The following is a 17656-nucleotide window of genomic DNA, read 5'->3' on the forward strand; positions in this document are numbered from 1 at the left end:
AATAGGAAGCTGGCTTTTTAGTGGCTCTAAATATATGTTGGAGTGCCCCAATAATTCGCAAAATGGATATACTGAGACGTAACTTTTGGTATTTAAAGTGTGAAAAATCTTGAAGACCACTGAAATATTTGAAGAGGTAAGCCCCATTGAATTCCGCTGCAGGGGGACGCTTTCCGCCGGCATGGCCTCAGCCGCTTCCTCCGCTACGCTCCGTCCAGGGTCTTCGCCTCATGCTATTCCGGCAGGAGTCGCCCCCTTCCGCTCCAATCAATTGGTATGTGCTATTGATTAATTTGAGGTATTTAAGAATTGAATAAGTAGCTCTTATCTTTAATAGCTTTGAGATATACACCTTAGCGAAGGGGAAATATGAAGACTCCTGCGGGAAAAGCGAGACTAGCGAGACCCCACAGAACGGAACGTTAGTGTAGTTCGAGGAGGCTTGCAGGCCGCCCGCGGAAAGCGAAATATTTCCCCGTAGCGGTGATTTACGCAGTCTTTATATTCTAAGTTACGTCGCATTTTTCTCCTACTACGCAGAAATTAGAATTGTACGAGATAACGTTTGTAATCCAAATTCTGCAACAGAAACTTGTAAAATTGTTTCCGTTACTATGGTATGTAACTGAAATAATGCTTGGCAACATGGGGGAGCTCTTCTAAGAAAGCTGTATTCCGCTTTACCTGTATTGTTCACCAAATTGTCATGAAGGAAGTAAATGGTGATTCGAATCACACGGCCATGTGATTTAGTTCACTTTAGCAGAACACAAACAAATTTAAAATAAAAGTAAGTTATTAACAAGGAGGAGATTTTCTATGGCAACTGGAAAAGTTAGCACTCCAGAAGAAAAAGTAGTTCACCATGATGACCAATCCTTAAAAGGAGCATTGTTCTCATCACTGGTATTTGTTGGAGGCGGTATTGTCTCATTTATTGTATTACTTTTCGTGATTTATATGACGAGAGTAGGAATATAGGGAGGGAAAAGCGATGAAAATGCATCGTGCGGAAGAGATTTGGCTAGTTATAAGTGTTGGCGTACTCATACTTTCGATGGTGGTTACTGGATATCAGGCATTTGCAATGGATATGGCTCCACCAAGTCATAAGGAAACAATTGATCCCCAAAAAGTAGATCAAACAGCGCCATTTGATAATCCAGGGGTTTTCCAAACAGAAGAAGGTAAATATGAAGTTGTTATGACATTGCAAATCTTTAGTTTTACTCCAAATAAAATTGAAGTACCGGCAGGCTCTGAAGTAACATTCACAATGACATCAAAGGACGTTGTTCATGGTTTTCAAATTGCAGGGACAAACGTTAACGCAATGGTGATGCCAGGGCATATTCAAAAGATAACACAGACATTTGAGGAACCAGGGGAGTATTTAATTTTATGTAATGAATATTGTGGAGCAGGACATCAAATGATGAGCACGACGATAACGGTGAAATAAAGAAAGGAGGAAACGATCATGGCGTTAGCTTTAAAAGAAACATTTAGTGAAAAAACAAACAAAGCTTTAGGGGTTAATTCTGAAGATGCGAAGCTTACATTAACATATCTATCTCTAGCATTTATTATTTTATTTCTTGGGGGAACGCTAGGCTTACTTCAGGGTCTTAACCGTGCAGGACTATTGGAATTACCATCATGGCTTAACTATTATCAAGTGTTAACAGCTCACGGTATATTACTTGTTGTTGTATTTACTACTCTGTTTATGGTTGGTTACTTCTACTCAGGAGTATCTCATACACTGGGGGGACTATTACCTAAAGTTAGAAAAATTGCTTGGACAGCTTTAGGATCGATGCTTTTCGGTGTCGCATTAGTTGCTGCAACTGTATTTATGGGAGAAGCATCTGTCATGTACACATTCTATCCACCGATGCAGGCATCCCCGTGGTTTTATATTGGTTTGGTCTTTGTCGTATTAGGGGTTTGGCTAGCTGCTTTCGGAGTATTCATCAGTGCAGCAAATTGGAAAAAGAGAAATCGCGGTCAACATTTACCAATGTTTTCATTCTTTGCAGTAGGTGGTTTCTTGCTTCTATTCCTAGGAAGCTTAGGGGTCACAGCAGAAGTACTTATGCTTATTCCATGGGCTTTTGGTTGGACAGAAACAGTCAACGTCATGCTAAGTCGGACATTATTCTGGGCTTTTGGGCACACAGCTGTTAACGTTTGGTATTTGGTAGCCGTTTCAGCATGGTATGTAGCTGTACCGAAGATCATTGGCGGAAGAACATTTAGTGATACACTCGCTCGTGTTGTCGTTATATTATCTGTTATTTTGAATGTTCCTGGAGGTTTTCACCACCAAATTATTGACCCAGCAATCGGTGAAGGAATCAAATTCATGCATGTGTTTATGAGTCTATCCATATCCCTGCCTTCGTTACTAACTGCGTTTGCGATGTTTGCTATATTTGAACGGGCAGGAAGAAAGAAAGGCGCAAAAGGATTATTAGGTTGGATTAAAAAACTGCCTTGGGGCGACGTACGCTTCCTTGCTCCAATGATTGCAATGATTACCTTTATTCCAGCAGGTGCTGGTGGAATTGCGCAAACAAATAACCAGCTAAATCAAGTTGTTCATAACTCACTATGGATTGTCGGCCATTTCCATTTAACTGTCGGAGTTACTGTAGCCTTAACCTTCTTTGGAATTACTTATTGGTTAATCCCATATTTGTCCAAGCGGGAGTTGACTCCGAAATTAAATAAGTTAGGTGTTATTCAAACCTTAATGTGGACAGTTGGCATGTATTTAATGGCAGGAGCAATGCACTGGGTAGGGTTGCTAGGTTCTCCAAGAAGAACATCCTTTAGCACATATGGTGATCATGCTACTGCACTTGGTTGGAGTCCGTATTTATTCTCACTTGCAATTGGTGGAACCTTGTTATTTTTAGCTGTGGTGCTTATGGTTTATATTGCATTCCACTTAATGTTTAAAGCACCGAAAGGTAATACAGAATTTCCAATTGCAGAGCCAGAAGACGACGCAGCACCTACACCACAATGGACAGAACGCTGGGGATTATGGATTGTAATAGCATTTGCTATTATTTCCATGGGTTATGTCATTCCTGTTGTTGACATGATCGTAAATGCACCTCCGGGTTCACCACCATTCCGTACGTGGTAGGGTAACACATCTGCAAGTTGTAAGCTTTGAAGGGAATAGTCCTCGAATCGGGCTACTCCCTTTCCATTCATTTAAATGTAGGAAGTGATCGTTATGATTAAAAATAAACAAAATTTAATAGCGATTTTCCTTGTGATATTATTTGGTATTAGTTTATTTTATGTTGGTACGGATGGTTTTAAAGCATATACAGCAGAAACAGCCAGAACCAATAAACTGATGGAAGAAAAGCCAAAATTACCACTAGTGACTCTGGAAGATAGTAATAAACGTTCCTATTCATTCTCAGAATTTGAAGGAAAGTATGTATTGATGACATTTATTTACACTTCTTGTACAGATGTATGTCTCCAACTGGAAGTGAATGCAGCAGAAGTGTATAACAGTATACCGCAAAAATATATTGGAGAAAATATTGTATTTTTAAGTATTAGTTTTGATCCTGCCACAGATACACCGGACCAATTAGACAAATATAGAAGTTATTTTAAAAGTGATGGAGAGACATGGCGCATGGCCAGAATTCCAAATCAAAAAGAGTTAGACACCGTTTTAGAAGAGCTTGGTGTCATTGTAATCCCAGATGGTAATGGAAACTTTACACATAACTCCGCATTTTATCTTGCAGGTCCTGATGGGAAACTCCTTGAGGTTATGGATTATAAAAAAACAGAGGAAGCTGCTAAAAAGGTGACAGACATTCTGGATAACGAAGTGGAGGGTTAGGCTATGAAACAAGCAATCTACGGGCTGGTATTATATGTCTTTTTAATGCTCCCACCAGTTGCGTCATTGGCAGAATCAATTATGACAGTCCATATGCATATGCAAATGCCTTTATTTGTGATCGCAGGAATGTTGATGGCTCCATATCTAAAACAGCGGTTTCCTGGCTTCTTTTCCAAATGGAATCATAATGGTGTGCCAGGAATTCTATTGTTTTTTATTATAATGGTTTATTGGATGCTTCCAAGGGCCATGGATGAAGCATTGGCCTATCAATCGGTAGAAATTTTTAAATTTATTAGCTTACCGTTTTTAGCAGGTGTTCCGTTACGGGACAGTTGGAACAAGCTTGGTAGCATTGGCCAGAATGTCATTTTAGTAAGCTTCAGTATTATTTCCGGTTTAATGGCATGGCTTTATATTTTTTCTCCTACACAATTATGTAATAACTATTTAAAAGTAGAACAAATTACCTTAGGATGGGCATTTCTCTTTCTGGGTTTAAGCATTATTATCTATTTCGTTCAGCAATTTTTTGTAGACCAATCACAGTATGAATAATAAAGACAAATAGAGATAGCCTAGTTATGGCTATCTCTACGCATTTGCAGTCACATTTTGATCATTTGCATCGGGGTCAAATGGATTTGTTGAACTAATTCCATTATTAGTACAGATAAAATCTCCCGTATTAAGTGCTCCTGAACCTGTATTTGTTTTTGAGGTGCTTTTTGGCGACAAGTAAAAAGAATCACCAAAATTTACTACGCCCCCGCCAACACTATTTATTTTAATAGGTCCTACAATCGATGGCATATGAACACCCTCTATATTGGTTTATAAAATAGGTTATGACAGAATTTGTTTTTTGTGAGGGTTATCCTTTTAGTTTACGGAAATGTTTTAATCGTGCTTCTGCATTTATGCTATTTAAATTACCTGCCTGCATAATAGATGAACTACTTACACCGATAACAGAAATTTGCCCGACTCGAATGGTTGGTGCGTGGTGACTATGCTCCTTATTTACAGATACTTCATTCATCATAAAATTTGCTTCAAGTTGAAAAATAGGATAATCAGCAAAATCTTCCTCCTTTGGTGGGGTGGAATAAGCTGATTCTTCCTGAATGGCTATACCACGAAATTTTTGATTTGTTTGCTGTGTGTCACCGATATTAAAAATGGCACTATTAGAAATCGACGTTACATTTATTAAATCAATGACTGTAGTTCGTTTTTTCATCTCATGATCTCCTTATTAGGCAAGCGGTACAATGTTGCCAATAGTAAAGGCTTCAGGCGGTGTGTCAAAAAAAGAAGAGAGATTAATTTCGTCATTATCCCCGATTAGAAAAACTGAAGAGGAAGAAACAACCTCAATGCTGACATTTCCAACTTCTAACCCCCAATTATGAACTTCAAAATTCATGTTGTTTTCTCCTTTCTACTCATTTTCCATGTATTTAGCAAGTGATTGCTGTATTTCGTGTTTAATTTGAGTAGCGATATAATGATGTAGCTGTTCATCAGCTATATTTTTGTTTTCTTGAAGAGCCTTTTGTTCATAATAAACAATTCGTTCAGGCAATTGCTTGGTGATATCCTGTATTAAAACAGACTCATATTCCTGGTCAATGGCACGGTTATGGTGGTTTGCCATATTGCGTATGAATTCAGCACCGTTTTGTTGAAGGTACTGGCTTAATTCAGTTTGCAATTTCTGATGGGAAAGGGGGGGCTGGGATGAGGGTGAAGCAGGATTATTTGGCAGCCCCAAGTCTTCTATATTTGCTAAGTCACTTGGTGAAAGACCGATGTGCAATGTGCCATCAAGACGTTCAATTTTTAATTGATCAAAATTATATTCTATTTTTTCAATCGTAGTGGAGTTCGCTTTTTGAGTAGCTGATTCCAAGTTAAATAACCTTTTTTCTAAATCAATGATCATACTTTCCTGCTTTTTCATATATTGGTGCAATTCATTTAGATACGTAGTCCAGTCCCCATGCATAAAAATCCCCCTTCCATGAAATATGGGCATTCACCTATTATAATTGTATGCACATATTTATAAAATGTGTGAATACATCTAAGGTCTTAGGGGAACGATAGGGGCTATCTCACCTGCTGCTTCCGCTTCCTCGGCGGGCTCCGTATATCCTCCTGTGTTATAAATGTCAGATTGAGCTTGGATACTACCGCTACTGCCAATTTGCATGACAGATGAATTGGTAATTGCACCAATTTTAATCATATTGATGTTAATGGATTGATGAACGGTAAAATGCATAGTAACCCTCCCAATCACCGTACTGGCTGATCAATTTTATCTGGGTCATTTACATATGTGGTTGAATTTCCAAGATTAATCCTAATTCCTGGCCCGGTGTTAAAAGAACCACCACCAGCAAATGTTTTTGCGGAGCTTTCCGGACTCATGTTATAAACGTCCCCAATATTAAATATGCTAGACGAACCTACTGTAATTACTTTTACTGCCCCTACTTTTGCCGGCATAAATAACTCCTCCTTCTTCCTATTTTATGCGGAGGAGTTGTTTTTGTTATGAAAATAATGAATAAAATGCAGGAGGAGCCTAATGTTATAGAGAATTAGATAAGTAGATAAATAGAAAGGAATTTTGCTATGGGAAATATACCTTCCCCAATAAAAGGAAGTAATCGTTTAATTTGGATTGACGCAGCAAGAGGTTTCGCTATATTTGGCATTTTTATAGTTAACATTGGAGCATTCGGTGCCCCCTATTTTCTATATGGAGGGGAGGAAGAGGTATGGAGTTCCAATGTAAATCAAACTATTATGACGATTATCGATATCTTTTTTCAGGCCAGTTTTTATACTTTATTCTCCATGCTATTCGGTTTTGGGTTCCAGCTTATGAAAGATCGTTTAACAATGAAACAAGTGGAGATCCGTCCTTTTTTATTTAGGAGAATGGCTATTCTGTTTTTATTTGGATGTATTCATGCTTTTCTTATTTGGCATGGGGATATTTTATTAAGCTATAGTTTGACCGGATTTGTATTATTACTTTTTCTACGTGTGAAAAGAAAGACCCTCTTGGTGTGGGGGTTATCTTTACTGTTTCTGGGGACGGTATTCATCACGCTCTCTTTGTTTAACATGAGAGATTATTTAGGGTGGATCAATACAGTGGCAATTGATCAGGCTATCATTAATTATCAGAGTAGTGATTATGGTATTATACTGGGACAAAACTATCAAGACTGGATGTACTCAAATGGGGGAATTGGCATTATCTTTTCATTGCTGTTTGTGTTTTTGCCATTATTTTTGATTGGAATGTATGGGGCAAGAACAGTTGTATTTCATCAACCAGAAAAGTATAGAAGCATTCTGCTACGTGTGTGGTGGATATCGTTATTTCTCTTTGCAGGTCTGAAGCTTGGTCCATATTTATTTGGAAACCCTTTGTGGTTTTCCTATGCCCAGGACAATATTGGAGGAGCAGCTTCTGCGGTATTCTATGCGACCTCCATTACATTGCTTGCAGGTTATTCAATGGGGTCAAGAGTAATTCAACCATTCGTATATGTCGGAAGAATGGCGTTAACCAACTATATCTTACAATCAATAGTTAGCTTTATCTTGTTTTATGGAATTGGCTTCGGATTTTATAGTAAGACAGGTCCGGTTCTCCATATAGGAATAGTGCTTTGTCTATTTACATTACAAATATTAGGCAGTAAATGGTGGTTAACCAAATATAATTTTGGTCCTTTGGAATGGGTTTGGCGCAGTCTTACTTATAAAAAAGTCCAACCCCTACGACGAAGTCAGCAGCAAAGCTAAATATATTATTTGAAAATAAAACAAGACGAGCCCAGGGTTCATCTTGTTTTATTTTTCTTCTTCTTATTGACTCATAACGTCTTTTATTTGGTCGATTGCCCAATTTAAATCGTCTTTACTAATGATTAGTGGTGGAGCAAAACGGATGACATTCTCATGTGTTTCTTTACATAATAAACCTTTTTCTTTTAATGCTTCACAGTAAGAACGAGCAGGTTCTGTGAGTTCCATTCCAATAAACAACCCTTTACCACGAACCTCTTTTATCACCGGGTTATTTAACTTTTTCAGTTCACCCATCATATGATTACCTAACTCTAAGGACTTTTCTGCTAATTTTTCTTCCTCTAGTACATCAAGTGAAGCTATCGAGACAGCACATGCTAAGGGATTTCCTCCGAATGTAGAGCCGTGGGATCCTGGATTAAACACACCAAGAATATCTTTATTAGCTACAATACATGATATTGGGAATACGCCTCCACCTAATGCTTTCCCTAAAATTAAAATATCTGGTGTTACATTTTCCCAGTCACAGGCAAACATTTTTCCAGTACGCGCAAGTCCTGCTTGAATTTCATCTGCGATATATAGCACATTATTATCTTTACATACATCGTAGGCTTCCTTCAAAAATCCTTCAGGGGGCATAACTATACCTGCCTCACCTTGTATGGGTTCAAAAAGAAATCCGGCAGTATTTTCATTAATTGCTTCTTTCAATGCATCAATGTCGCCATAAGGTATAATTTTTATTCCAGGGAGCATTGGACCAAATCCACGTTTATATTCTGCTTCAGATGAAAGGGAGACAGCAGTCATGGTTCTTCCATGGAAATTACCTTCACAAGCGATGATTTCAGCTTTATTTTCTTCTACACCTTTAACGTCATAAGCCCAGCGTCTTGCCGCTTTTACAGCAGTTTCCACAGCTTCTGCACCAGTATTCATTGGCAGCGCATTTTCTTTATTTGTTAACTTACAAATTTTTTCATACCAAGGGCCGAGCTGATCATTATGAAACGCGCGTGAAGTTAGAGTAACAGCATCGGCTTGATTTTTTAACGCATCAATAATTCTAGGATGACGGTGTCCCTGGTTCACTGCAGAATATGCGCTCAGCATATCCATATAACGATTACCTTCGGGGTCTTCTACCCATACACCTTCAGCTTTAGCAACTACTACAGGAAGCGGATGATAGTTCTTTGCTCCATACTCCTGTGTTTGGTCAATTATTTCCTGGATATCTCTTACCATACTATCCCTCCGTTAGAAAAATAAGGCTCCATCTTAGTATAACAGGTATTATGGTTATTTACTTCCCGTGGAGAGAGAATTGTAATCATATGATTTTTTATTCTGTCCATGATATGATAATTTTAGTAAATACTTGGTAGTAGGAGGAAAAATAAATGACACATATGCATATTACAGCATGGGTGCTTGCCTTAATTTTATTTATAGTTGCGTACGTTATGTACAATCAGGGTAAAGGTAAGCCTGGTAAGATTGTTCATATGATATTGAGATTGGACTATTTGTTTATTTTGTATACAGGTGGTAGCTTGCTTGGACATTATTTCGGTGGAGGAAACCTATTGCCGGAAGCAATTGTTAAGGGCGTGGCCGGTATTTGGGTGATTGCAGCATTGGAAATGATCCTTATAAAAACATCAAAAAACAAGCCTGCTAAAAGTTTTTGGATTCAATTGGTAATTGCTTTAATTATCACATTAGTACTTGGTTTCTGGCGCTTGCCAATGTAAATTTTTATATGAGGAATAGTTAATTAGAGGTACAAATTGCACGTTGATTTGTACCTCTAATTTTTTTCTGCTTTATTATGGGAGGGGAAACAGACATCAAAAAGAGAGGTGCAATAATACGTAGTATGGATATACTGCGACGTAACTAAGAATATAGAGGCTGCGTAAATCACCGCTACGGGGAAATATTCCGCTTTCCGCGGGCGGCTGATGAGCTTCCTCACACTACGTGTTCGGGGATCTCATCGAGGCCTCTCCTCCCGCAGGAGTCTCCATATTTCCCCTTCGCTACTATTTCCTATTATATCTACGAAAAAAATTGCGTTCGCATACACCCAGAATGTGCTGTGTACAAATTGATTGGAGTGGAGGGCGGCGACTCCTGCCGGAATAGCATGAAGCCACTGAAAAAGTCATTCTCTACTAAAATAGAAGATTTCCAAAAAACGCTATCCCAAAATTTCGTTGTTTGAATTACCTAAATGGAGAGTCAATACCATTTTACTCCACTCATATACTTAAAAGTGGTGATGTAATTTTTTGGAACTAGCCTTCTCAAGAATTTACCGGACTTTTTCAGTGGCCTCGAATAGCATGAGGCGAAGACCCTGGACGGAGCGTAGCGGAGGAAGCGGCTGAGGCCATGCCGGCGGAAAGCGTCCGCATGCAACGAAAATCAATGGGGCACTTCTCCTCAAATATTTGACTGAGCTTTTCATCAATAAAGTTACGTCGCAGTTTCCTCCAACTATGCAAAAGGCAAAACTGATAAGATTCTTTTTCAGCACTCTAACAATAGGGAATTAGAAATTGAAATTTTAAAGTGAACGCTTCTTTTTAAATATATTCACTACCATAGCGCTTGTTATTTATGAAGGTTTTTCAACAATCACAGCGATTTCATTGACTATTCAGCTGAAACATTAATAATAGAAAGGAATGAGTTTACATATTGGAGGAGCTTTTATATGAAAAAAATAGCGACGGTACTACTGACTATACTTATAATGACAAGTATTTCAGTTCCGTCTTATGCTGCAGAACAAGGAAATTCCCAGCTTGAAGAAGAGATTGTTTATAATATTCTAGTTGATCGGTACCATAATTTAGACTTTGATCGTGATGAGCAGGTAGACACGGATGATCCTACTGCTTACCATGGTGGAGACTTAAAGGGGATTACCCAGAAACTTGATTATCTTAAAGAAAATGGTTATTCCACTATTGTGCTGTCTCCCATTATGGAGAATTCAGCTGATGGATATCACGGCTACTGGATTGAGGATTTCTATAAAGTTGAGGAACAATTTGGCACAATGAAAGATTTAAATGAATTGATTAAGGAGGCTCATGATAGAGAGATTAAAGTTGTATTGGAGCTCGTTACAAATTTTGTTTCGAAAGATCATCCTATTGTAAAGGACCCTTCCAAGAAAGACTGGATTTCCAAAGAAAAAAATATCGAAGCAGATTGGGCTAATCATGTCGCCGTATTAAATCAAGATAACCCGAAAGTAAGAGATTTTCTATTTGATGTGGCTTCCTACTGGATGGATGAGACAGATATCGATGGCTTTAAATTACATGCTGCAGATAAGTCTTCTCTGGATTTTTTACAAAAATTTACAGAACAAATCAAAAATAAGAATGAGGCATTTTATTTACTTGGAGATATCATGGATCCATCCGCGAACACAGATGAAATTATGAATAGAACCAGCATTCAAGCAGTAGATAATCATCAATTATCTAAAGAGATCAATGAGGTTTTCTCGAATCTTGGAAAACCTGTATCAGACATATACGACACATGGGAGAAAAATAAAGAAGAAACTGGTTTGATTTTTGTAGATGATGAATCCACAAAAAGATTTACACAGAAACTTTCTGAAAATGGCAGAAGTGCTTTAACCACGTGGAAATTAGCATTAACGTATTTATATACGACCCCTGGGATTCCATCTGTCTTCCAAGGATCAGACATACCTATGTATGGTGGAAATGGGGAAGAAGCAAAACGGATTGTGCAATTCAATAGTGGAGATCCGGATCTAAATGAATTTATTGACCGTATATCTGCATTAAAAGCGCAGTTTCCTGTCTTATCTCATGGTGATTTTGAAATGGTTGGTTCAGATGGTGCTATGAGTGTGTTTAAGCGAACCTACGAAGGAACCAGCATGTATATTGCTATTAATAATGACGATCAAACAAGGGCAATTTCTATTGCAGATGTAGGAGAAGGTCTTCAACTGCGCGGGTATCTAAATGATGATACGATTCGCGCTAATGACAACGGCGAATACAAAGTAGGTCTTGCGCGGGAAAGTGTAGAAGTATACGGTGTGCAACCAGATACAGGGTATAATTGGTTGTTTATTGGCTTTGTTATCGGTGTATTCGTATTATTTGCAGTAGCTATATTTATTTTAAGCCGAAAACAGAAGAAAAGAGAAATGGCGGAAAATAAGCGATAGAGCATTTATACAAAACCAATCGCCAGCAGGGAGAGGTAGTTCGCCGAAGAAGAGATTAACCAGCGGATAATTGAAAAATATATTACAACCAAAAACAAAAACCCCTTGCATCAATTGCTGGGGTTTTTGTTAAAACCATTATTCCTTTTTCATGAATGGCCTTGCTTAGGCGACGGGTTCGAAACACAGTATACCGATACGAATTGATCTCTACATCAAGCGATTTCCTCTTGATTATCCTGCGACGATAATTCCACCATTTACATGAATCATTTGTCCACTTACATAGCTTGAATCGTCACTAGCAAGGTAGACATAAGCAGGAGCTAATTCCTTAGGTTGTCCTGGCCGTTTCATCGGTGTGTTTCCGCCAAATGATCCTACTTTCTCTTTACTGAAAGTGGATGGAATAAGTGGTGTCCAAATTGGTCCTGGGGCAACACCATTTACCCTGATTCCCTTTTCTGCCAGTTCTTCTGATAAAGATCTGGTAAATGAAGTAATTGCACCTTTAGTAGCAGAATAATCAATTAGATCTTTACTTCCCTGATATGCTGTAATAGAGGAAGTATTAATAATGGAGCTACCTTCTTTCAAGTTAGGCAATACTGCTTTGGTAATATAAAACATGCTGAATACATTTGTGCGGAACGTTTTTTCCAGTTGCTCGCTGGTAATATCTAAAAACTTACCTTGAGGGTGTTGTTCAGCAGCATTATTTATAAGAATGTCAATTTTTTTGTATTTATCCAACGTTTCAGTAACAGCTGATTCACAAAAGGATTGATCACCGATGTCACCACTTATTAATAGGCATTGACGACCTTCCAATTCGACCAGCCGCTTCGTTTCCTTTGCATCTTCATGTTCATTAAGATATACGATAGCAACGTCTGCGCCTTCTTTAGCAAAGTGTACACTAACAGCACGTCCGATTCCACTGTCGCCTCCAGTTATTAAGGCAACTTTATCCTTTAATTTTTCACTTCCCTGATAATTATTCCGAATATATTCAGGTTCTGGTTGCATTTTTGATTCAATCCCCGGCTGTTGATTCTGTTGCTGTGCCGGAGGTGTTTGCTTGCCATTCTTTTCTTCCATGGACATCTGTTTCCCTCCTGAAAAATGATTTAGTTCTCATCTTCCCCAAAAAGGAACTTTCCAATCATTGATGTAAAAAGTTTGCAAAAAAATAAAGCCCATTATGGACTTTAGTATGTATATTCATAGGCTGATACAGCGCCTTTCTTAAATAAAAAGTAATAGGTTTCCCGATAATAAGCAATATCAATTTCGCCTGTAATGTATTTCTGTTGATAATAATCCAGCAAGTCGTTCATCGATGTAGGAAGTCGGTCTTTTTCTTCTTTATAAGCAGTAATTAGTTCATTGATTAACATGCGATTCCTCCTATTAATAAATTTGGACAACCTTAGTTAGATAATATGACTAGGATAGGGGAAATATTCTACTATATTATTGGACAGGGAAGTAGTTTGATTCGTGAGTATCTAAGGTAATAGGATAGAAGAGGTGATGTGATTCAGGGACAAGCCCTGAATCGTTAACAAGTTAATCGGCAGGTTTATCTAAAAAGAATAAAGCAATTGTTCCGGGACCAGCATGAGCTCCGATCACAGCACCAACCATTTCAATTAAAATGTCTTCAACGCCAAATTTCTCTTTAATCATTTCAGCAAGCTGTTCTGCCCTTTCCAGGTCATCGCCGTGACTGATGCCAATAGTTTGGTTTGTGAAATCAGTACCTCTTTCCTCCATTATTTCCAACATACGATGAAAGAGGCGTTTCGAGCCGCGGATCTTTTCTAACGGTACGAGTTTACCGTTGTCAACATGAAGAATTGGTTTAATCTTTAATAATGAGCCTACAAAAGCAGCTGTTTTACTAACACGGCCACCACGATATAAATATTCAAGATCATCTACGGTAAAGATATGCTCCATATGGGTTGAATCATATGCAGCAGAGTTGATAATATCCTCTATAGTAGCACCGCTCTTTGCTTTTTTAGCAGCATTTAATACGACTAGTCCATAGCCAATGGAAGCACATTTCGTATCAATAACATGAATAGGTGCATTAGGGTAGGTTTCTTTTACTTCCTGTTCCATCATTTTGGCTGTTTGATAGGTACCAGACAACTCAGAGGAAAAGGCAAGATATATTATTGCTTGATTTGACTCGGCGTATGATGTAAAAATAGTTTTAAATGCTTGAGGAGTTACTTGGGATGTTTTAGGACTTTTCCCATTTCTCATGGCCTCATACACAGTTTTGGGTTGTATCTCTATCCCATCTGCATATTCCTTTTCGTCTAAATGAACGGTTAATGGTACCATTTCAATGTTATATTCGTTATAATATGATTCTGATAAATCGCAAGCGGAATCAGCGAGTATTTTAACGTTCATTTTTTCACCTACATTCTTATGTATTATTACTTTTAGTTTAATGCTACTCTACCAGATAGTCAAAGTATATTTTATTACTATTTTTAAAAGTTAAAAAATAAAAAGAAAGAAGAGGAGGTTGGATATTGTTTATCTTTGAGGCAAAACGAATTATTACAGTGATTGTTGGTGCATTTTTAAATGCTGCATCTCTGAATTTCTTCTTAATTAAGGCGAATGTATATGCCAGTGGATTCACAGGTGCTGCTCAGTTAGTTTCCAGTGTTTTCAAAGATTTTATTGGGATCGGAGTTAGTACTGGAATTCTGTTACTCTTATTCAATATACCGGTAGCATTGCTTGGTTGGTATAAAGTAGGAAAAGGTTTTACATTTTATAGTATTCTTTCCGTTATTTTCACATCTGTTTTCCTTGCTGTTTTACCTGTAACAGCCATGTCAGAGGATATTATTTTAAATGCCGTCTTTGGTGGTGTCATAGCAGGTACTGGTGTTGGGATGACATTAAAGGTCGGTGCGTCTACAGGAGGGATGGACATCGTTGCGATGGTCCTTTCCCGCATGAAGGATAGACCGATTGGTACGTATTTTTTAACATTAAATGCAATAATTATTGCTATGGCTGGTATTCTTTATGAGCCAGAGAACGCTTTATATACATTGCTGACATTGTATGTGACAACACGTGTTATTGATGCTATTCATACACGTCATGAGAAAGTTACGGCTATGATCATTACACATAAAGCGGATGAATTGCAGCAGGAAATTCACAAGACAATGGTTCGGGGGATTACTATTCTTCCAGCAAAAGGTGCATATACAAAATCTGATAAAAATATGCTTTACCTTGTTGTAACTCGCTATGAATTATATGATTTAGAGCGGATCATTAATGAAATAGATCCAAATGCTTTCACAAATATTGTACAAACGACTGGTATATTTGGATTTTTCCGAAGAGACTAGATAAGTCATAAGGAGAACGCAAAAGAATGAAAAAATGGATTATGTTAATTATGGTAATATCGCTGTTGGCTGGTTGCAGTGAAAAAGGTTCACAGGTGAAAGAGGATGAAGAAACTGAGGGAAATGCGGTAAGTTTTCGAAATATTGATGTCAAAGTAGAAGGTGGAAATGTTCGTATGACAGGGGAAGTAAATAGCGATACGAGCACCTTCTACTACAAGCTGAAACAGAATGAAAAAACGCTCGTTAATGAAAAAAATAAAAAATATGTGAACATGGAATGGCAAAAGTTTACGATCGAGTTTAAACTGCCTGATAATATTGCTCAGGATGGAGAGCCGCCGTTTTTACTTTTATATGGAAAAAATGAAGCTGGGGAAGTCATTAATCCAAATTACTTCCCATTGGATTTAGATAGCTAGGAACGGATCACTTTACACAAAAATAATTAAACAAAAAAGGTCAGCTTTCGGGCTGACCTTTTGTATGTAACTTATTAATAGCCGTGTTTTTCAAAAATTTCCTGTACTTTAGGGGTTAAGTTATCCCATTCGACATCAAATTGTTTATTTACCGTAATAAAATTCTGATAGCCAAAAACGTTATCAACGCCTGCAACTTTCATCAGGTCATTCATAATTTCATGTTCACTTTCGTCGCCCGGCATAACAGAAATACTATTCGTACCTTCAAAAATCAATTTGTCAGTAGTAAATTTTAATGCATTCGGATTAGGTGTAGTTTCAACACGCACTCCCATTACGATTACCTCCTACTTTTACTAAGTCATACTTACGTATAATTTTAGCAGAAATAGGTCAAGGAAGAAAGAAAAAGACCAAAAACAAACCACCTTTATCGAAAAGGTGGTTTGTTCGCTTAAAGTAATTCCGTATCATCCTACCAATGAAGTGGAAATTACCATCACGTGCAGAGGTTTAGGTTATTGTAATTGGTCATTTTGCCTCAATTGATTTTCCAACTGCTGTAATTGCTGCTTTTCTTCTGGAGTTGCTTCATTATATGCAGCCTGTATCGCATTTTGTGCAGCCTGTTTGTCAGTTGCATTTGCTGCATTGTTTTGGTTGGTCATAAAGTTATTTACAGCATTTTTAGCTTGTTGAAATAAATTGTTGTTTTCCAATTAAAACCCTCCTAGTGTGTGGTTATCTGTTTCCTCGGCTTTTCGCTCCGCTTCAGTAAACGTCGACCTGTAAGGAAACCGTTCCGCATGCTTTTTAACTGAATCAGCGCTTTGTTGACTAAAACGTCTTGACTTACTACCTTTTCCCACATAAATCCCTCCATAGAAGATATTTAAAGTGGTTCTTAACTAGTAGCTTCTCCAACCGCTCTGGAAATTCAGCAAAAAAGTGAACGCAAGATACGTTCACTTCTAGTATGGTTTATACGTATTATTTTATTAAAGGAAATTATTGAGATATATTTAGCTGTGCGAGGTTTGGAGTTTTAAGTAATTTTCCAAAAAGCTCCCAACCCCGTCTTCTTCATTTGTAACAGTGATATGCTTTGCAACAGATTTCAAATCATCTATTGCATTACCCATAGCCACGCCGACTCCTGCATAGTCTATCATTTCCAAATCATTATCTTCATCACCAAAGGCGATAATTCTGTCTTTTGGAATATCAAAGTAATGAGCAATTTTTTGTAATCCCACTGCCTTATTCATTCCCTTTTTAACGATTTCAATAATATTCCATGGTGCTCCCCATTTTCGATGCTCAATCAGTTCAGCATGATAATCGTCCAGATGTCCACGTAATTGCTTAATATGATCTTCTTTCGGATGAATAAGCAAGGAAGTGGGATCTGTAGTTAATTTGCTTTTTAAATTACCTACTGAGAAAGGGGGATCGTTTTGTGTTGCATGGAAGATATCAATAATATCCTGGTCAAATTGGTCTAAATAAACCTCATCCATTACTTCAGCAAGAATATTGTTTACATTCAAGTCATAGCACGTATCTATAATTTTATGTGCAGTGCGAATCGGCATCGGATTATGCAGTGCATCCCATTTATTGTCTCGGGGGTGATGAATCAGCGCCCCATTAAAATTTACCATTGGTGTATCAAGTCTTAGCTCATGATAATAATCAATGCTGGCTCTGTGTGGTCTTCCTGTTGCAATGACTACTACATGGCCTTCTTCGATTGCTTTTAGTACAGTTTGCTTTGTTTTAGTACTGATTACCTTTTTATCGGTTAAGAGTGTTCCATCAAGATCCAATGCAATCAAATGTCGTTTATTTTCCATATCAT

The 17656-nt window shown here is 37.8% G+C and carries 24 protein-coding genes; 10 read left to right on the forward strand and 14 right to left on the reverse strand.

Translation table 11 applies throughout. The features are described from left to right. The first annotated feature begins 819 nt into the window (after positions 1-819). The 5 genes from JCM12304_RS19400 to JCM12304_RS11775 all read left to right on the forward strand — a co-directional run bounded on the left by JCM12304_RS19400 (position 820) and on the right by JCM12304_RS11775 (position 4447). A complete protein-coding gene (locus tag JCM12304_RS19400; protein WP_019376204.1) occupies positions 820-981 on the forward strand; it encodes a hypothetical protein in 162 nt (53 codons plus the stop codon). A gap of 13 nt (positions 982-994) precedes the next feature. Continuing rightward, positions 995-1462 carry a cytochrome c oxidase subunit II gene (locus tag JCM12304_RS11760; protein ID WP_060680552.1) on the forward strand — a complete coding sequence of 156 codons (468 nt, stop codon included), beginning with the start codon at positions 995-997 and terminating at the stop codon, positions 1460-1462. A gap of 18 nt (positions 1463-1480) precedes the next feature. Next, a complete protein-coding gene (locus JCM12304_RS11765) occupies positions 1481-3160 on the forward strand; it encodes a cbb3-type cytochrome c oxidase subunit I (RefSeq protein WP_060680554.1) in 1680 nt (559 codons plus the stop codon). A 93-nt stretch (positions 3161-3253) separates the two neighbouring features. Next, positions 3254-3886: an SCO family protein gene (locus tag JCM12304_RS11770; protein ID WP_060680556.1), complete on the forward strand. Its 633-nt coding sequence runs from the start codon at positions 3254-3256 to the stop codon at positions 3884-3886. Positions 3887-3889: 3 nt separating this feature from the next. Continuing rightward, positions 3890-4447: a hypothetical protein gene (locus JCM12304_RS11775; protein ID WP_060680558.1), complete on the forward strand. Its 558-nt coding sequence runs from the start codon at positions 3890-3892 to the stop codon at positions 4445-4447. Between the two features lie 36 nt (positions 4448-4483). On the opposite strand, the gene JCM12304_RS11780 is transcribed toward JCM12304_RS11775, so the two are convergent. The 6 genes from JCM12304_RS11780 to JCM12304_RS11805 all read right to left on the reverse strand — a co-directional run bounded on the left by JCM12304_RS11780 (position 4484) and on the right by JCM12304_RS11805 (position 6406). Beyond that, entirely contained in the window at positions 4484-4702 is a 219-nt protein-coding gene (locus JCM12304_RS11780; protein WP_019376209.1) for a spore germination protein, read from the reverse strand. A 61-nt stretch (positions 4703-4763) separates the two neighbouring features. Further along, positions 4764-5132, reverse strand: coding sequence for a spore germination protein GerPE (locus JCM12304_RS11785; RefSeq protein ID WP_060680560.1), 369 nt, complete (start codon positions 5130-5132; stop codon positions 4764-4766). A gap of 15 nt (positions 5133-5147) precedes the next feature. Beyond that, positions 5148-5318: a spore germination protein GerPD gene (locus JCM12304_RS11790; RefSeq protein ID WP_019376211.1), complete on the reverse strand. Its 171-nt coding sequence runs from the start codon at positions 5316-5318 to the stop codon at positions 5148-5150. 15 nt (positions 5319-5333) lie between these two features. Continuing rightward, complete coding sequence (locus JCM12304_RS11795) at positions 5334-5900, reverse strand: spore germination protein GerPC (protein WP_060680562.1); 567 nt, start codon at positions 5898-5900, stop codon at positions 5334-5336. Positions 5901-5978: 78 nt separating this feature from the next. Beyond that, a complete protein-coding gene (locus JCM12304_RS11800; protein WP_060680564.1) occupies positions 5979-6179 on the reverse strand; it encodes a spore germination protein GerPB in 201 nt (66 codons plus the stop codon). Between the two features lie 14 nt (positions 6180-6193). Next, positions 6194-6406 (reverse strand): spore germination protein, encoded by a 213-nt coding sequence (locus JCM12304_RS11805; RefSeq protein WP_060680566.1) that lies wholly within the window; start codon positions 6404-6406, stop codon positions 6194-6196. A gap of 129 nt (positions 6407-6535) precedes the next feature. On the opposite strand from JCM12304_RS11805, the gene JCM12304_RS11810 reads away from it, so the two are divergent. Next, complete coding sequence (locus JCM12304_RS11810) at positions 6536-7723, forward strand: DUF418 domain-containing protein (RefSeq protein WP_060680569.1); 1188 nt, start codon at positions 6536-6538, stop codon at positions 7721-7723. A 63-nt stretch (positions 7724-7786) separates the two neighbouring features. Here the strand turns inward: JCM12304_RS11810 and JCM12304_RS11815 are convergent, their stop codons facing one another. Further along, positions 7787-8983 (reverse strand): ornithine--oxo-acid transaminase, encoded by a 1197-nt coding sequence (locus JCM12304_RS11815; protein WP_060680570.1) that lies wholly within the window; start codon positions 8981-8983, stop codon positions 7787-7789. A gap of 155 nt (positions 8984-9138) precedes the next feature. On the opposite strand from JCM12304_RS11815, the gene JCM12304_RS11820 reads away from it, so the two are divergent. Further along, positions 9139-9492, forward strand: a complete 354-nt coding sequence (locus JCM12304_RS11820) for a YisL family protein (RefSeq protein WP_060680572.1) — start codon at positions 9139-9141, stop codon at positions 9490-9492. A 968-nt stretch (positions 9493-10460) separates the two neighbouring features. Next, entirely contained in the window at positions 10461-11969 is a 1509-nt protein-coding gene (locus JCM12304_RS11825) for an alpha-amylase family glycosyl hydrolase (RefSeq protein WP_060680574.1), read from the forward strand. 234 nt (positions 11970-12203) lie between these two features. Here JCM12304_RS11825 and JCM12304_RS11830 read toward each other — a convergent pair whose 3' ends face one another. The 3 genes from JCM12304_RS11830 to JCM12304_RS11840 form a co-directional block, all read right to left on the reverse strand. Next, on the reverse strand, positions 12204-13076 hold the full coding sequence (locus JCM12304_RS11830; RefSeq protein WP_019376219.1) for an SDR family oxidoreductase: 873 nt from the start codon (positions 13074-13076) through the stop codon (positions 12204-12206). A gap of 104 nt (positions 13077-13180) precedes the next feature. Continuing rightward, positions 13181-13369, reverse strand: coding sequence for a YppF family protein (gene yppF / locus JCM12304_RS11835; RefSeq protein ID WP_019376220.1), 189 nt, complete (start codon positions 13367-13369; stop codon positions 13181-13183). 172 nt (positions 13370-13541) lie between these two features. After that, positions 13542-14402, reverse strand: a complete 861-nt coding sequence (locus JCM12304_RS11840; protein ID WP_060680576.1) for a DegV family protein — start codon at positions 14400-14402, stop codon at positions 13542-13544. 125 nt (positions 14403-14527) lie between these two features. Between JCM12304_RS11840 and JCM12304_RS11845 the strand changes: the two genes are divergently transcribed. Further along, positions 14528-15370, forward strand: a complete 843-nt coding sequence (locus JCM12304_RS11845) for a YitT family protein (protein ID WP_019376222.1) — start codon at positions 14528-14530, stop codon at positions 15368-15370. Positions 15371-15396: 26 nt separating this feature from the next. Continuing rightward, entirely contained in the window at positions 15397-15792 is a 396-nt protein-coding gene (locus JCM12304_RS11850; protein ID WP_060680578.1) for a hypothetical protein, read from the forward strand. A gap of 74 nt (positions 15793-15866) precedes the next feature. Here the strand turns inward: JCM12304_RS11850 and JCM12304_RS11855 are convergent, their stop codons facing one another. From JCM12304_RS11855 to JCM12304_RS11865, 4 genes are all read right to left on the reverse strand, one after another. Further along, entirely contained in the window at positions 15867-16130 is a 264-nt protein-coding gene (locus JCM12304_RS11855; RefSeq protein WP_019376224.1) for a NifU N-terminal domain-containing protein, read from the reverse strand. Positions 16131-16313: 183 nt separating this feature from the next. Then, positions 16314-16514 carry a DUF3813 family protein gene (locus JCM12304_RS11860; RefSeq protein ID WP_019376225.1) on the reverse strand — a complete coding sequence of 67 codons (201 nt, stop codon included), beginning with the start codon at positions 16512-16514 and terminating at the stop codon, positions 16314-16316. Next, positions 16515-16664 (reverse strand): hypothetical protein, encoded by a 150-nt coding sequence (locus JCM12304_RS19610; RefSeq protein WP_019376226.1) that lies wholly within the window; start codon positions 16662-16664, stop codon positions 16515-16517. Positions 16665-16817: 153 nt separating this feature from the next. Next, a complete protein-coding gene (locus tag JCM12304_RS11865; protein ID WP_060680580.1) occupies positions 16818-17651 on the reverse strand; it encodes a Cof-type HAD-IIB family hydrolase in 834 nt (277 codons plus the stop codon). Positions 17652-17656 lie beyond the last annotated feature (5 nt).

This window comes from Virgibacillus halodenitrificans JCM 12304 (assembly GCF_001310895.1).
Classification (GTDB): domain Bacteria; phylum Bacillota; class Bacilli; order Bacillales; family Amphibacillaceae; genus Virgibacillus_Q; species Virgibacillus_Q halodenitrificans.

What these genes read in the sequence shown, in the direction of transcription:
- JCM12304_RS19400 (WP_019376204.1), top strand. Translation starts at nt 820, where the DNA reads ATGGCAACTGGAAAAGTTAGCACTCCAGAAGAAAAAGTAGTTCACCAT.
- JCM12304_RS11760 (WP_060680552.1), top strand. Translation starts at nt 995, where the DNA reads ATGAAAATGCATCGTGCGGAAGAGATTTGGCTAGTTATAAGTGTTGGC.
- JCM12304_RS11765 (WP_060680554.1), top strand. Translation starts at nt 1,481, where the DNA reads ATGGCGTTAGCTTTAAAAGAAACATTTAGTGAAAAAACAAACAAAGCT.
- JCM12304_RS11770 (WP_060680556.1), top strand. Translation starts at nt 3,254, where the DNA reads ATGATTAAAAATAAACAAAATTTAATAGCGATTTTCCTTGTGATATTA.
- JCM12304_RS11775 (WP_060680558.1), top strand. Translation starts at nt 3,890, where the DNA reads ATGAAACAAGCAATCTACGGGCTGGTATTATATGTCTTTTTAATGCTC.
- JCM12304_RS11780 (WP_019376209.1), bottom strand. Translation starts at nt 4,702, where the DNA reads ATGCCATCGATTGTAGGACCTATTAAAATAAATAGTGTTGGCGGGGGC.
- JCM12304_RS11785 (WP_060680560.1), bottom strand. Translation starts at nt 5,132, where the DNA reads ATGAAAAAACGAACTACAGTCATTGATTTAATAAATGTAACGTCGATT.
- JCM12304_RS11790 (WP_019376211.1), bottom strand. Translation starts at nt 5,318, where the DNA reads ATGAATTTTGAAGTTCATAATTGGGGGTTAGAAGTTGGAAATGTCAGC.
- JCM12304_RS11795 (WP_060680562.1), bottom strand. Translation starts at nt 5,900, where the DNA reads ATGCATGGGGACTGGACTACGTATCTAAATGAATTGCACCAATATATG.
- JCM12304_RS11800 (WP_060680564.1), bottom strand. Translation starts at nt 6,179, where the DNA reads ATGCATTTTACCGTTCATCAATCCATTAACATCAATATGATTAAAATT.
- JCM12304_RS11805 (WP_060680566.1), bottom strand. Translation starts at nt 6,406, where the DNA reads ATGCCGGCAAAAGTAGGGGCAGTAAAAGTAATTACAGTAGGTTCGTCT.
- JCM12304_RS11810 (WP_060680569.1), top strand. Translation starts at nt 6,536, where the DNA reads ATGGGAAATATACCTTCCCCAATAAAAGGAAGTAATCGTTTAATTTGG.
- JCM12304_RS11815 (WP_060680570.1), bottom strand. Translation starts at nt 8,983, where the DNA reads ATGGTAAGAGATATCCAGGAAATAATTGACCAAACACAGGAGTATGGA.
- JCM12304_RS11820 (WP_060680572.1), top strand. Translation starts at nt 9,139, where the DNA reads ATGACACATATGCATATTACAGCATGGGTGCTTGCCTTAATTTTATTT.
- JCM12304_RS11825 (WP_060680574.1), top strand. Translation starts at nt 10,461, where the DNA reads ATGAAAAAAATAGCGACGGTACTACTGACTATACTTATAATGACAAGT.
- JCM12304_RS11830 (WP_019376219.1), bottom strand. Translation starts at nt 13,076, where the DNA reads ATGTCCATGGAAGAAAAGAATGGCAAGCAAACACCTCCGGCACAGCAA.
- yppF (WP_019376220.1), bottom strand. Translation starts at nt 13,369, where the DNA reads ATGTTAATCAATGAACTAATTACTGCTTATAAAGAAGAAAAAGACCGA.
- JCM12304_RS11840 (WP_060680576.1), bottom strand. Translation starts at nt 14,402, where the DNA reads ATGAACGTTAAAATACTCGCTGATTCCGCTTGCGATTTATCAGAATCA.
- JCM12304_RS11850 (WP_060680578.1), top strand. Translation starts at nt 15,397, where the DNA reads ATGAAAAAATGGATTATGTTAATTATGGTAATATCGCTGTTGGCTGGT.
- JCM12304_RS11855 (WP_019376224.1), bottom strand. Translation starts at nt 16,130, where the DNA reads ATGGGAGTGCGTGTTGAAACTACACCTAATCCGAATGCATTAAAATTT.
- JCM12304_RS11865 (WP_060680580.1), bottom strand. Translation starts at nt 17,651, where the DNA reads ATGGAAAATAAACGACATTTGATTGCATTGGATCTTGATGGAACACTC.